The sequence below is a fragment of the Pseudothermotoga sp. genome, from assembly GCA_025060105.1.
Taxonomy (GTDB): domain Bacteria; phylum Thermotogota; class Thermotogae; order Thermotogales; family DSM-5069; genus Pseudothermotoga_A.
Window position 1 is genome coordinate 32,057 of the sequence record JANXCS010000007.1, and the last position, 13,437, is coordinate 45,493.

The window sequence follows — 13,437 nt, forward strand, 5'->3', positions numbered from 1 at the left end:
GTGGAATTCAGTGATAAAGATAGGAAAAAGATAGAAGAGAAATTGAAAGAAGGATATAACCTCATTGAGATCATAATCAAAGATAGGAATCGTTACGCCATTCTCGAGAAAAATGAGAATTACATTGCTCTAAAACTTTCAAAACTACCAAAAAGTGCTGAAAACGAACAGAAAGAATAACACCAACGTGTGTAAGAACTCAAACGTCGATGAGTGATTCAATGAGTTTCATCTGAGATCTCGAGCGTATTCTGATGGCATGCAAAGGATCTTTCCAATCTTCAGGTCGAACAAGCGCGAAGAGTTCGTAGGTTTTACCACCATGGCGGTGTCGAGTCCTTTACTCGTTCCTCCACAAGCAATGATCCATTCATCGGTTCTCACCAATCCAGCATCCGTTGCCATCAACGTTATCTCGACACAAACCTTTACCCCTTGACTAAAAAGCCTCAGCGCATCTGCAACTATCTCGGCAACGTGTATACCGCCATATTCCCTTCTGAAAGCCCTCTCCACGCTCGACAATGCGTGAGTTGCTGTGTGAACAACGTGCCCCATCTCAACAAGTTTTCTCTTGATCTCCGGCGAGAACTCATCGCAGTTTGGTTCTTTAAAGCCAACATGGTGTGTTATAACGATGAGCTTTACCCCTTTTGGAACCATTTCCAACGCTTTTTGGGCGCTGTAGCCCCGTGAAGATGCTAATAACACTTTCTTAGAATTTATTTTCAAAGCTTCCTCAAAGGCTATTCTCAAAGTTGCCTCAGTGTTGACCTCGCCTTCATCTTTGAACAACACCATGGGTTTCTCACCTCCTGATATACTAATAGTACCAAATGCGAACAAAATGGAGGTGAATTTCTTGGAAAAGATTTCAGTGGAAGATCTGCTCAAATTCAAATTCGTTTCAAACTTGGTTGTTTCACCAGATGCAAAAAAAGTGGTTTTCGTCGTGCACGAGATGAACGAACGAGATAACACTTACAACTCTAACCTTTGGATTTACGACGTCGAGAGAGAAAGGCTCTTTCAACTCACCTCTTCTAATTCCGACAGTTTGCCAATCTGGCTGGACGAATCTTCGATCCTGTTCACATCGATGAGAGATGAAAAAGACAAAAGGCGGAAAGAAAGTGGAGAACCGCTCACAGTTTTCTACATCATCGATGTGAATGGAGGAGAAGCTAAACGAGCTTTCGAAGTCCCTTTTTATGTCAAACAACTGAAGAAAATGAACGAAAATTTCCTTTTGTTCACAGCTTTGTACGATCATAGGCTCGGAGACTTTTCGAAGATGTCGAACGAAGAGAAAGAAAAAATCCTCAAGTTTCTGAAAGAAGAAAAAGATTATGAAGTGTTGGATGAGATACCTTTCTGGTCCAACGGTTCTGGATTTACTAACAAAAAGAGGATAAGATTATACACCTACGATCTCAGGTCCAACCAAATACGAGCCGTGAGCGACGAACTATCGAACGTGGAATACTTTTCGGACAGCGAAGACGGTAAAACGATTCTCTACACGGCTAACAGGTTTGAAAACGTCATGGTGAGGAGCAATGATCTTTACCTTTACGATTTAGAAAAGGATAGATCCACTAGACTAACCCACACGGAGGGGTTCAGATACTTCTTTGCCGAGCCGTTCAACGGTCATCTCGTCTTCGCCGGCAGCGATATGAAAAATTATGGAATCAATGAAAATCCCAAATTCTACTTGCTCGATCCTTCGTCAGGAACGGTCAAGTTGATCACACCAGATTTCGATGCGAGTCTATACAACAGTGTGAACAGTGACTGCAGGTATGGTTCACTCAGGACAATCAAAGTCGATCAAGGATTCCTCTACTTTGTGAGTACGCAATGGCACAGTTGCCAACTTTACAGGCTGGATCTTTCCGGCAAGATAGAAAAACTCACCGAAACGGAAGGTTCAGTGGATGGTTTCGACGTCGTTCGTGGAAGGATCTTCTTCGTTGGTATGAAAAATCTGAAACTCCAGGAAATCTATGAACTTTCCGGTGAAGAAAGACAAATCACATTTTTCAACGAGTGGGTTCAAAAAGAAAGATCCATTTCGAAACCAGAACGCTTTACTTTTACGAGTGAGGATGGGACACTCCTGGAAGGTTGGGTAATGAAACCGATAGGCTTTCAGCCCGAAAAGAAATATCCCGCAATTTTGCAGATACACGGTGGACCAAAAACAGTTTATGGTGAAGTTTTCTTCCACGAAATGCAATTACTCGCAAATGAAGGCTACTTCGTGTTGTACTGTAATCCTCGAGGCAGTGACGGGAGAGGAAACGCATTCGCAGATATACGTGGAAAATACGGAACTATAGATTATGAGGACATAATGAGTTTCTTGAATGAATCACTGAAGAGATATCCTTTCATCGATGAGACAAGAATCGGTGTGATTGGCGGTTCTTATGGGGGATTCATGACTAACTGGATCGTTGGACATACGGATCGTTTCAAAGCAGCTGTTTCTGACAGAAGCATCGCGAATTGGATAAGCAAGTTCGGCACCACGGACATCGGTTATTTCTTCGTGGAAGATCAGCACATCGCAACGCCTTGGAGCAATTTTGAAAAACTCTGGTTTCACTCACCAATGAAGTACGCCGATAAAGCGAAGACTCCTACACTTTTCATCCATTCCGAAGAAGATTACAGGTGCTGGCTGGTTGAAGGATTACAAATGTTCACATCGTTGAAGTTCCACGGTGTCGATGCAAAGCTCGTCATGTTCAGAGGTGAAAATCACGAATTGAGTAGAAGTGGAAAACCACTACACAGGATCAGAAGATTGAAAGAAATCGTTGGTTGGTTCAACAAACATCTAAAATGAGGGGGCAGCATGCCCCTTCATTTTAGGAAAGATATCAGCGTGGTATCATCACGTCGATCGACGTTCTGATTGATCATGTTCACGTTTATTTTCGATCCTCACCGGTGTTGATGAGAACGTGATCTGGCTTTCCTAAAGATTGCCATTCTGCATAGTTAGCGAATATTGACCGAAGCTGATTTTGCAGAAGCTGAATTCTTCATCCAATCAGTAGACCTTTTGTGCGTTAAGATCACCACAGTTGGATTGGCTCGGTCAGTTTCGAAGAGTGCCAAGAGCATGTGTGAAACACCTCCGGCTCGATCGATCATTCTTCCTGTGATATCTCATAGATGATCGTACTTTGCGTAAATGACTGAGTTACATGATACCGCTTGCGCATTTGTTGATAGTCTGAACTGATTTTTGATCTATCTTGACAGGTTAAAGTCCAACACAATCGAGCCACCTGGTTCAACGTGGAATCTTTGCAAAGGACACTTCAACGATCTTGAGCTCACCCTGGGTGGGTGTGATTCACCGTTGGTAGTTATCGTTGTATTCGAAATATTCAATATCAATTGACCGTAAGCTTCCATCGGTACCTCGCCAACTCGAATTTCCGTTCCAACGAAAGAAAATTAACCACTGTTGGTTCGTCGTTTATCATCATCGTTTCTTCCTCGTTCAACAGTAAAATTTATCGATTGGAAGAACCTTATCTATGAGATGCACACCGATCTCATCCGACTGTTGACTCTGCGACTGTTCTTCATAGAATCTTTAGAATCTTTAGAATCTTTAGCTTTGTTGAACAATCAGACTAAAACACGCAATCGTTAGGAAGATAACAACTAAACTCGTCAAGAAGAGTGTTTTGAACACACTGGTCATTCCCTTCAAATAATAACAAATGCATTTTATTGAAGTTTCACCAAGAAGTTGTTCCAATCGGTACCAACTCAGTTACAATAGAATAGTAAATGGGAGGGATGCTATGAGGGAGATGACGAAGAAATTCCTTGAGGATGCTTTCGCGGGTGAAAGCATGGCACACATGAAGTATCTCATCTTCGCAGACGAGGCTGAAAAGAAGGGATTAAAAAATCTCGCTAACCTTTTCAAGGCCATCGCATATGCAGAGTTCGTTCATGCGCGAAATCATTACAGAGAACTCGGAAAAATCTATCAGCAACTGGAACAAAACGTTCAACAATGTATTGATGGTGAAACCTTTGAAATCAACGAAATGTATCCAGTCTACAACCACACAGCACAATTTCAAGGAGAAAAGGGAGCTGAGAGATCCACGCGTTTTGCTTGGGAAGCTGAAAAGATCCATGCAGAGATGTACAAACTCGCCAAGAAACTTGTCGAAGAAGGCAAAGATTATGCGACCAGTAGGATCTATATCTGTCCAGTTTGTGGTCACACGGTGGAGAATGAACCACCGGAAAAGTGCCCTGTTTGTGGGGCTCCGAAGAGTTCTTACGTTTCTTTCTCCGCATGAAAGGAGGTTTTGAAGATGCCCTTGTCGCAGTTCATAAAGACTGAAGATTTCAAGAAAGAAAAGCATGTTCCAGTGATCGAGGCACCAGACAAAGTGAAGGCCAACGAGAAAGTTGAGATCACGGTAACAGTTGGTAAAGAGATCCCTCATCCCAACACGACCGAGCACCACATAAGTTGGATCAAGTTGTTCTTCCAACCTGATGGGGATCCTTACGTTTACGAGGTGGGTAACTACGAGTTTTTGTCTCATGGAGCCACGGTGAAGGGACCAAACACGGGCGCTGTCTATACAGAACCTTGCATCAAAACGTTTGTAAAGCTTTCCCAACCTGGTACTCTCATCGCACTTTCTTACTGCAACATACACGGTCTGTGGGAGAGTAGTAAGAGGATCGCGATCGAGTGAGGCCTCCTTGGGCCTCACTTTTCCGATTCGAGTTCTCTAGGGTATGGATTCAAATATTTTTGGTTCAGAAGATAGTTGTCCTCAAAATTCAGTGCATAGATTCGAAAAACTTCCCTGATCGTTTTCAAGCTGATCTTCCCTCGCGAAAATTCTTCCAACAGCCTAGACATGTTCTCCTGCTCTTTCTCCCTCAGCTTTTCTTTCAAATGTGAATAGAGATGCTGTAATACATTGTAATGCTTACCCAATGTTGGTTTGACCGAGAAAGCTTTATTGAAAAGTTCGCTGTAAAGCGACACGATTTCCTTCATGGGAGCAACTTTCAAATTGGAGACCAATTTTCCAAGCTGCCGCAACAGGGAGGGACTATGTGCCATGAGTAAATATTTGTAACTTTCATGGAACTGGACCAGTTCTAGTTTATTGAATGATCTTGATTTCAAATCTGCACTCGAAAAAATTCTGGTCAAGAAATGCTCACGAATCCAATAGCTTTTCAACCTACCTTCGTCAGCGAATGCTGAATTGGGGAACTTCTCCATAGCCAACTCTGCAAAAATTCCGACAGTTTTTATAACAATCTTTTCTCCACGCAGGATTTTGTACGCAACAGCATCAGCGATGGCGCACGATGGAGATTTTTTCTTCAGCACGAATCCATCGATCTCTTTGAGTTGATTCAGAAAAACTTCACTGAACATTTTGATCGAATCTGTCACATCTCGACCCATGTCGGTTTGAATCACACGCTTTTCATCGTTCTGGAAAACTATCTTGATCGCAGGCCTAGGAACCCCAAAACCAGCACCAACTTCCGGGCATACTTTCACAACTTCAACATATTTGGAAAGTTTTTCACAGAACTCATCTTTGATCAGCTGGCCATTGTACCTAACTGGCTCAAAATTCAAACAAGCCGAGAAAACCACCTTTGGTCTTGCAAAAACCTCTCGCACATTGCCCACCTCCAATTGTTATGGCGAGCCAAATGTATAATTTACTAGTGGTAAGGTGCATCACCACAAAAAGTCGTTTTAAATAGAGACAATGATCCTTCTTGAGCTGTTCCTCAGAATTATTTTAGAATTTTCTCATGAACATGAATACAAATTTAAATACAAATTTAACGGTATAAGAATACATTTGTGGCGGAAGATCTTCAAAGAGGAGGGGTGAAGTGTGAAGAAGTTACTCACAGTTTTATTGTTGTTCGCCTCCATCGTGTTAGTCCTTGCACACGTAAAAAACGTCATCTATTTCATAGGTGATGGCATGGGTTTCAACCACGTTTACTTGGCAAGCATTCTCGAAGGACGACCTCTCAACATGATGAAAACTCAATATGTAGGCATAGTGAGAACTTTCTCGGCCAATACGTGGGTCACGGACTCAGCAGCTGCCGGTACAGCTTTGGCGTCTGGATTCAAGACGAAAAACGGTATGATTGGTATGCTACCCAACGGTGAACCTGTACCTTCCATAGCCGAAGTACTCAAATCCTACGGTGTTAAGGTGGGAATAGTTGTTACGTGTAGAATCACTCACGCTACCCCTGCCGCTTTTTATGGTCACGTGCCAGACAGAGACATGGAAAACGAGCTAGCTGAACAGTTGATTAAGAGTGATTTCGATGTGATCATGGGTGGTGGTTTGAGACACTTCATACCCGCCTCAGTCAAGGGAAGCAGCAGGAAAGATGAAAAAGACTTGTTGGCACTAGCCAAGGAAAGAGGCTACACGTTGGTCACGAAAAAGAGTGAGCTGGCACAGATCACTTCAGGAAAGGTCCTTGCACTTTTTGCCTCGAGTCACCTCGCTCCAGCGAGCGAGCGTACGGGTGAACAACCTATGCTCTACGAAATGGTTCAAAAGGCTCTCGAACTACTTTCAAAGGATGGTGAACCCTTCTTCCTCATGGTGGAAGGTTCCCAAATCGATTGGGAAGCTCACGGTAACGACCCATATGGTGTGTGGAAGGAAGTTGTAGAATTCGACAAAGCAATCGGTGTGGCTCTCGAATTTGCGAAGAAAAATCCTGACACTCTTATCATCGTCACATCTGACCATGAAACTGGAGGACTTTCTACTTCTACTGGTACGTATATGCTGGAAGTCGAAAAGCTGAGAAAATTCAAGGCGAACACCGATTGGTTCCTTGCCAGGTACAACATAGACGAGAAGCAAAAATTTTTGGCTGGAGTGAAAGAATACTACGACATTGAGATGACAGATGAAGAGTATGAACAACTTTTGAACATCAAGAAGACCGCTAAAACCGCTTATGACTTGCCCAATGCTTTTGGAAGATACATCAGTTCGAAAGCATTGCTCGGCTGGACTACGTTCGATCATACGGGTGATCCCGTTCCCCTGTTCGCTTTTGGTCCAGGTGCGGAACACTTCACAGGTTGGCTTGACAATACAGACATTCCACGCACCATTGCAAGGTTGATGGGCTATCCTCTCACCTATCCAATCCAAAAAGAACCAATCATTACAGGGCCTGTGTTGTACTGATCTTGAAATGGAACAGTGGGTGGGCGCACGCCCACCTTTTTGTTAACTCAACACGTTTTTCAGAGAAAACGAGAGTTTTTCTGAAATTAAAAGGAATATCTTCCAAGATTTCGTTGTTTTTACTCTTTATTCATTTATTTCCCGTGTCTATTGATGTTGACAAGATATATTTCTGTATGGTTAATTTAAATTCGGAAGTTGCCGGTAACGTTACCGATAATCTAAAAGGGGGGATATTTCTATGAGGAAACTGCTCGTACTGTTCTTCGTATTGTTCACGCTCTTACTCTTCGCAAAAGAACGCATAGTGATCAACAGTTACATGTCAGATCCTGCGCCCAGAAAGGCTTTGGCAGAACTCGTTGAGATGTTTCAGAAGAAATATCCAGAGTACGAAGTAGTCGTGAACACCTTTGCTCATGAAGATTTCAAAGTGCTTCTGAGAACGTGGCTCGCTTCACCGAAAGGTACAGCAGATGTGGTGACATGGTTCGCTGGAGAGAGAATGCGCTATTTTGCACAAATGAATCTCATCACACCGGTGGAAGAAGTATTCAAAGGAGCCAAATGGGAAGATTTCTTCCCCGCATCCTTTAAAAGCACATGTTCCTACAAAGACAAGATCTATTTTATACCACAAAGCTGGTATTGGTGGGGCGTGTATTATAGGAAATCAGTGTTTGAAAAGCTTGGGATCAAGGAACCAAAAACCTGGGACGAGTTCCTGCAAGTTTGTGAAACGCTGAAGAAAAACGGTATCGTACCCATAGCGATTGGAACCAAATTTCCATGGACGGCCGCAGGATGGTTCGACATATTGAACTTGAGGATCAACGGCTTAGACTACCACATAGCGCTCACTGCTGGTGAGGTTCCTTACACTGATCCAAAACTCATGAAGGTCTTCGAGTATTGGAGTCAGATCATAGACAAAGGATACTTGTTACCAAACCACACAGCTTACGAATGGCAAGAAGCAGCCACTTTCCTGTTCAGGGGCCAGGCGGGTATGTACTACATGGGTCAGTTCATAAAGGACGTCGCTCCAGCTGAAGTTAAAGACGATTTAGATTTCTTCAGATTCCCAATCATTGATCCCTCTATACCCCTCTATGAAGAAACACCTATCGACGGTTTCATGATTCCAGCAAATGCTCCAAACAAGAATGGAGCTATAGCATTCTTGAGATTCATCGCCTCGAAAGAAGCGCAGGAAAAGTTCGCTAAGGATCTTGGAAGACTTGCTGCTAACGTGGCAGTTGCGCCTCCGGACGATCACGCGAGAAAAGGTCTCGACATGATTCTAGCTTCTTCTGGTGTGGCACAGTTCTACGATAGGGATACCAATCCAGAGATGGCCGAGGTCGGTATGAACGCATTCATCGAATTCATGCTCAATCCAAAAAGAATTTCTGACATACTGAGAAAACTCGAAAGTGAGAGAAAAAGAATCTACGCTAAATGATCTTTCCCCACGGGCCGAGTGCCCGTGGGTTTTCGAGGTGAAAGAATGAGAAAGAGATTGACACCTTATCTTTTCTTGACGGGGCCTTTAGCCCTGTATTTCATCTGGGTCATCTATCCCATCTTTCGTACTTTCATAGTGAGCTTCACACGTTGGGACGGTATGACTAAGGAAAAGTTCGTTGGTTTAGACAACTTTGTGTTGTTGTTCAATGATCGGTATTTTATTTTGTCTTTGATCAACAATTTCAAATGGATGATCGGTTTTGTGATCTTGTCGATACCACTTGGCTTGTTATTCGCGATGTTGATGGATCAAAAATATCCAGGTCACAAAGTGTACAAGTCACTCATCTATCTCCCCATGGCTCTATCTTTCGTCGTTATAGGTCAAATATGGTCATGGATACTCGAACCTACCGGGGGGATAGTGAACAGTTTTCTAAGATACATAGGACTTGGGACCCTTGCAAAGCCGTGGTTGAGCGATCCAAAGATTGTCACGTACTCTCTGATCTGGGCTGCACTGTGGAGACAGATACCTTACGCGATGGTGCTCTTTCTTGCAGGACTTCAAAGTGTCAATAAAGAGCACGTAGAGGCGGCTATCGTTGACGGTGCTAATGCGTTTCAAAGGTTTTGGTACGTGATACTCCCAGAACTCAGACCGGCCTTGGTCATAGCAGTGACGGTGAACATCATTGATTCCCTGAGAGCTTTCGACATAGTTTTCGTCATGACGCGTGGTGGACCATTCTATTCATCCAGTGTGATGGCGAATTACATGTACATACAAGCATTCCACAATTACAGAATGGGTTACGGTGCGGCCATAGCTGTGGTACAGTTCCTCATCACGCTTGGTTTCATCCTTGTCTACGTTCTCAACGTACTCAAGAGGGAGGAAAGGTTATGAAAAGAAAATGGAAAGCCGTTGCCTTCTATGCGCTGTGTACTTTGATAGCTATCATCTGGATGGTACCATTCATGGTCGCGATCTTCACATCTTTCAAAACCATGGATGAGATCTTCATGCTCAGGAATTTTTGGTCTCCGCCCAAAACGTGGACGTTCGAAAATTTCAAAATTGCTTGGAGAGAAGGAAGAATGGGACGTTATTTTTTCAATACAGCTATCGTAACGTCTGTCTCGGTGGCCGGTACGCTTTTCCTCTCCAGTCTCAGTGCTTACGCGTTGGCTTGGTACGAGTTCAAGTTTCGAACGGCGATTCTCATGGTTTTCGTCGCTGGTATGCTCATACCCTTTCAAATGCTGCTCATACCGGTATACAGATTCTCTGTTGTGACTGGACTATATGATACTTTGATCGGTGTTATCCTGTTCCACGTTGCTTTTCAGCTTGGCTTCTGCACTTTCTTTCTAAGAAATTTCATGGTGACGATACCTTCCAGTTTGTTCGACGCAGCGAAGATGGATGGAGCCGGCGATTTCATGATATACTCAAAAATCGTTATGCCATTGGTCAAACCTGCGGTGGCCGCCCTGGGGATCTTGGAGTTCACATGGATATGGAACGATTATCTGTGGTCTTTGATATTACTGCAGAGTGATGCCAAGAAAACTGTGACAATCGGTCTCACAACACTTCAGGGACAATGGATCAGTAGTTGGAACATAATAGCGGCTGGTGCTCTACTTGCAGCGACGGTTCCCGTTGTAGTGTTTTTGATCTTCCAAAGATACTTCATCCAAGGTCTCACTTTGGGTAGCATTAAAGGGTGAGGAGGGATTCCATGCAGATCTATGGTGCAGATTATTACCCAGAACATTGGGAAGAAGAAGACTGGAAGGAACATGTCAAGATCATGAAAGAAATTGGCATTGAATGGGTGAGGATCGGAGAATTTGCCTGGTCTTTCGTGGAACCTGCTGAAGGCAAGTACGATTTTTCAAAGCTCGAAAAAGCGATGAAATTTCTGAAAGATTCAGGCATAAAGATCATCGTTGGGACTCCGACAGCTGCTCCACCCAATTGGTTGGTGAAAAAGTATCCTCACATTCTTCCTGTGGACAAATATGGAAGACAAAAAGGGCCTGGTAGTAGGAGACATTACTGTCCAGCCAACGAAATCTATCGAGAATATTCCAGGAAAATCGTAGAGAAGTACGCAGAACATTTTTCACCTTACGCTGATATGTGGCAGATCGATAACGAGTTCGGTTGCCACGACACGACTCTTTGTTACTGCGAGGCTACCAGAAAGGCGTTCATCAAATGGCTCAAGAGTAAATACAAAACGCTCGAAGAGTTGAACTATCGTTGGGGAAACAGGTTTTGGAGTCAAACGATCGGTGATTGGGACGAAATATTCTTGCCCACCAATACGCCTGCTTTTGAGAATCCACACATGGTACTCGATTTCTACAGATTCTCAACGGATATTCATATAGATTACATGAACATGCAAATTGATATCATCAAAAAATATTCGGACAAGCCCATCACACACAACTTGATGGTCGACTTCTTTGACATCGATTACAAGAAACTCTCTAAGAATATCGACCTGGTGAGCTTTGACAACTATGTACCAACACCACTGTACGATCCATTCAGACAATCGATCAACCACGATTTGATGAGATCTTTGAAGAAACAGCCGTTCCTTGTTATGGAACAACAACCTGGCAGGGTGAATTGGAAGAGTGTGAACGAGAATTATCCAGAAGGTCAAGTGAGACTCTGGATCAAGCAGTCGTACCTTCACGGATCGCTGGGTGTACTTGTGTTCAGGTTTGATCAAATCCATTGGGGCGCGGAACAGTTCCATGGAGCATTGCTCGACTATTCAGGTAGAAAGACGGTCAGGTGCGATGAGTTTTCTCAAGTGAAGTTAGAAACAAACGATGTAATCGAACCGAAAAAAGAAGTGGCTGTTTATTTTTCGTACGAAAACTGCTGGATGCACAGAATAAACCATATCAACAGAAATTTCGATTATTGGTCAGCGATACTCGAAATCTACAGAGCTGTACGGAAGCTCGGCTACAATGTTGATTTTGTCTTTGAAGATGACGAGATTCAATCATATCAACTTTTGATTGTTCCATACGCCATGTACCTACCTGAGGTTTTCATTGAAAAGATTAAAGCCTTTAATAAACCAGTGATAATGACCTGCATGAGCTCCATTAAGGATGAACACAACTGGTTGAGGAAGGAGTTTCCACATGGCCTTCAAGACATACTCGGTTTGGAAATCATCGACTTTGGAGGCTTGGACAACGTCAATGTCAATTTCTTGGGTTTGAACTTGAAAGGAACTGTCTGGTGCGATAAAATTGTTCTCAAAGGTGCTGAGGTGATGGGTGTATTCAAAAACGGTCCATTCGCCGATTGGCCTTGTGTAACGAAGAGTGGTAACAGATACTACGTAGCGACCGTGATGAGCGAAGAATTCTTCCTGGTCTTGTTAGAAAGGCTGATTCCAGCAAAATTCGTTGCGAGCGATGTGGACTCGGTTCAGATGTCAGATAAATTGTTGCTACTGAACCTCAAAGGCTTGAAAAATACCGTGTGGAGTTCGTCCAAAAAGCTCGTCATGGAGCCCTTCGAGACACGGGAGGTTTGAGTATTGAAGAAAAAGTTTGTGACCATAAGGGATATAGCTGAAGAAGCTGGAGTTTCCATCAACACAGTTTCTCGAGCTTTGAACAATAAACCTGATGTGAGTCAAGAAACCAAGAGAAAGATTTTAGAAATAGCTAGAAGACTCGGTTACATAAGAAATTCTGATGCCGTTTCCTTTAGAAAAGGTATGACGAGAACCATAGGTGTAGTTTTTGAAGATAGCTCGAACCCTTTCTATGCAGAGGTGTTCAAGGGAATAGAGGTCAGCGCAAGAAAGTACGGTTACCAAGTGATCTTGATGAACACAGAGAGAGATTACATAAATGAAATACAAGCTGTGGATACACTCTTACAAAAACGTGTTGATGGTATCATCATCTCACCTACTCAGTTCGACAGTAAAGATATAGAACAACTCGCCAAGCTGAATTACCCATTCGTGATACTCGGGGTACATTTTGAAGGAAACAATCTCGACGAGGTCTACTCGAACGATTTCAAGGGTGGTTACCTAGCAACAAAGCACCTTTTGGAGAAAGGTAGAAAGAAAATTCTCATGCTCAACGCTTATATGTACAAATCCGTCGCACAGATGAGATATCAAGGTTATTTACAAGCGTTGAGCGAATATGGTCTTCAACCTTACCTGATGGTTGAAATTGAGGAAGGTTATGAGTCTGCTTTCGCCAAAATTATGGAACTCAAAGACATCGATTTCGATGCCGTGTTTTGCTTTAACGATGTTTTCGCCATAGCTATCCTCAAAGCATTCCGATTGCTTGGAAAGAGTGTTCCTAGAGATGTTTCCGTCGTCGGTTACGATGACATATCTTACGCCGAGTTCGTTCAGCCTCCTTTAACTACGGTCAAGATAGATAAATTTTTGGAAGGCATCGTTGCTTTCGAAATGTTGTACGAAAAGATCCTGGGGATGAGAACAGAACCAAAGCAAGTTATCTTGGACGTTGAACTAGTGGTGAGGGAAAGCACGTGAAAATTGTGCTCGTAGCTGAAGCTTCAAAAAAGATCCAACGATTTTTTAAACTGTGGGGTCTGTCATTCTCGATCGATGATACGATTCTTTTTGATACATTTTCCAACGGTCAGGTG

Annotated in this window: 13 protein-coding genes; 10 read left to right on the forward strand and 3 right to left on the reverse strand. The window is 43.2% G+C overall.

Annotated elements, in window-relative coordinates:
- Positions 1-180 (forward strand): hypothetical protein, encoded by a 180-nt coding sequence (locus NZ875_07365; protein ID MCS7175556.1) that lies wholly within the window; start codon positions 1-3, stop codon positions 178-180.
- A gap of 48 nt (positions 181-228) precedes the next feature.
- Here NZ875_07365 and NZ875_07370 read toward each other — a convergent pair whose 3' ends face one another.
- Positions 229-801, reverse strand: a complete 573-nt coding sequence (locus NZ875_07370; GenBank protein MCS7175557.1) for a hypothetical protein — start codon at positions 799-801, stop codon at positions 229-231.
- 61 nt (positions 802-862) lie between these two features.
- On the opposite strand from NZ875_07370, the gene NZ875_07375 reads away from it, so the two are divergent.
- Positions 863-2,857, forward strand: coding sequence for a S9 family peptidase (locus NZ875_07375; GenBank protein MCS7175558.1), 1,995 nt, complete (start codon positions 863-865; stop codon positions 2,855-2,857).
- A gap of 155 nt (positions 2,858-3,012) precedes the next feature.
- On the opposite strand, the gene NZ875_07380 is transcribed toward NZ875_07375, so the two are convergent.
- Complete coding sequence (locus tag NZ875_07380) at positions 3,013-3,138, reverse strand: hypothetical protein (GenBank protein MCS7175559.1); 126 nt, start codon at positions 3,136-3,138, stop codon at positions 3,013-3,015.
- Between the two features lie 695 nt (positions 3,139-3,833).
- On the opposite strand from NZ875_07380, the gene NZ875_07385 reads away from it, so the two are divergent.
- A complete protein-coding gene (locus NZ875_07385; GenBank protein ID MCS7175560.1) occupies positions 3,834-4,346 on the forward strand; it encodes a rubrerythrin family protein in 513 nt (170 codons plus the stop codon).
- Between the two features lie 15 nt (positions 4,347-4,361).
- Positions 4,362-4,754, forward strand: a complete 393-nt coding sequence (locus NZ875_07390; protein MCS7175561.1) for a class II SORL domain-containing protein — start codon at positions 4,362-4,364, stop codon at positions 4,752-4,754.
- Positions 4,755-4,768: 14 nt separating this feature from the next.
- Here NZ875_07390 and NZ875_07395 read toward each other — a convergent pair whose 3' ends face one another.
- Positions 4,769-5,710, reverse strand: coding sequence for a DUF523 and DUF1722 domain-containing protein (locus NZ875_07395; protein ID MCS7175562.1), 942 nt, complete (start codon positions 5,708-5,710; stop codon positions 4,769-4,771).
- Positions 5,711-5,933: 223 nt separating this feature from the next.
- Between NZ875_07395 and NZ875_07400 the strand changes: the two genes are divergently transcribed.
- The 6 genes from NZ875_07400 to NZ875_07425 all read left to right on the forward strand — a co-directional run bounded on the left by NZ875_07400 (position 5,934) and on the right by NZ875_07425 (position 13,321).
- Positions 5,934-7,271: an alkaline phosphatase gene (locus tag NZ875_07400; GenBank protein ID MCS7175563.1), complete on the forward strand. Its 1,338-nt coding sequence runs from the start codon at positions 5,934-5,936 to the stop codon at positions 7,269-7,271.
- A 241-nt stretch (positions 7,272-7,512) separates the two neighbouring features.
- Positions 7,513-8,736, forward strand: a complete 1,224-nt coding sequence (locus NZ875_07405; GenBank protein MCS7175564.1) for an ABC transporter substrate-binding protein — start codon at positions 7,513-7,515, stop codon at positions 8,734-8,736.
- A 45-nt stretch (positions 8,737-8,781) separates the two neighbouring features.
- Positions 8,782-9,651 carry a sugar ABC transporter permease gene (locus NZ875_07410; protein MCS7175565.1) on the forward strand — a complete coding sequence of 290 codons (870 nt, stop codon included), beginning with the start codon at positions 8,782-8,784 and terminating at the stop codon, positions 9,649-9,651.
- A complete protein-coding gene (locus NZ875_07415; protein MCS7175566.1) occupies positions 9,648-10,478 on the forward strand; it encodes a carbohydrate ABC transporter permease in 831 nt (276 codons plus the stop codon). Before NZ875_07410 ends, NZ875_07415 begins: the two co-directional genes overlap by 4 nt.
- Positions 10,479-10,489: 11 nt before the next feature.
- Positions 10,490-12,328: a beta-galactosidase gene (locus NZ875_07420; protein MCS7175567.1), complete on the forward strand. Its 1,839-nt coding sequence runs from the start codon at positions 10,490-10,492 to the stop codon at positions 12,326-12,328.
- 3 nt (positions 12,329-12,331) lie between these two features.
- Entirely contained in the window at positions 12,332-13,321 is a 990-nt protein-coding gene (locus NZ875_07425; protein MCS7175568.1) for a LacI family transcriptional regulator, read from the forward strand.
- Positions 13,322-13,437 lie beyond the last annotated feature (116 nt).

What these genes read in the sequence shown, in the direction of transcription:
- NZ875_07410 (MCS7175565.1), top strand. Translation starts at nt 8,782, where the DNA reads ATGAGAAAGAGATTGACACCTTATCTTTTCTTGACGGGGCCTTTAGCC.
- NZ875_07370 (MCS7175557.1), bottom strand. Translation starts at nt 801, where the DNA reads ATGGTGTTGTTCAAAGATGAAGGCGAGGTCAACACTGAGGCAACTTTG.
- NZ875_07405 (MCS7175564.1), top strand. Translation starts at nt 7,513, where the DNA reads ATGAGGAAACTGCTCGTACTGTTCTTCGTATTGTTCACGCTCTTACTC.
- NZ875_07385 (MCS7175560.1), top strand. Translation starts at nt 3,834, where the DNA reads ATGAGGGAGATGACGAAGAAATTCCTTGAGGATGCTTTCGCGGGTGAA.
- NZ875_07380 (MCS7175559.1), bottom strand. Translation starts at nt 3,138, where the DNA reads ATGCTCTTGGCACTCTTCGAAACTGACCGAGCCAATCCAACTGTGGTG.
- NZ875_07415 (MCS7175566.1), top strand. Translation starts at nt 9,648, where the DNA reads ATGAAAAGAAAATGGAAAGCCGTTGCCTTCTATGCGCTGTGTACTTTG.
- NZ875_07390 (MCS7175561.1), top strand. Translation starts at nt 4,362, where the DNA reads ATGCCCTTGTCGCAGTTCATAAAGACTGAAGATTTCAAGAAAGAAAAG.
- NZ875_07420 (MCS7175567.1), top strand. Translation starts at nt 10,490, where the DNA reads ATGCAGATCTATGGTGCAGATTATTACCCAGAACATTGGGAAGAAGAA.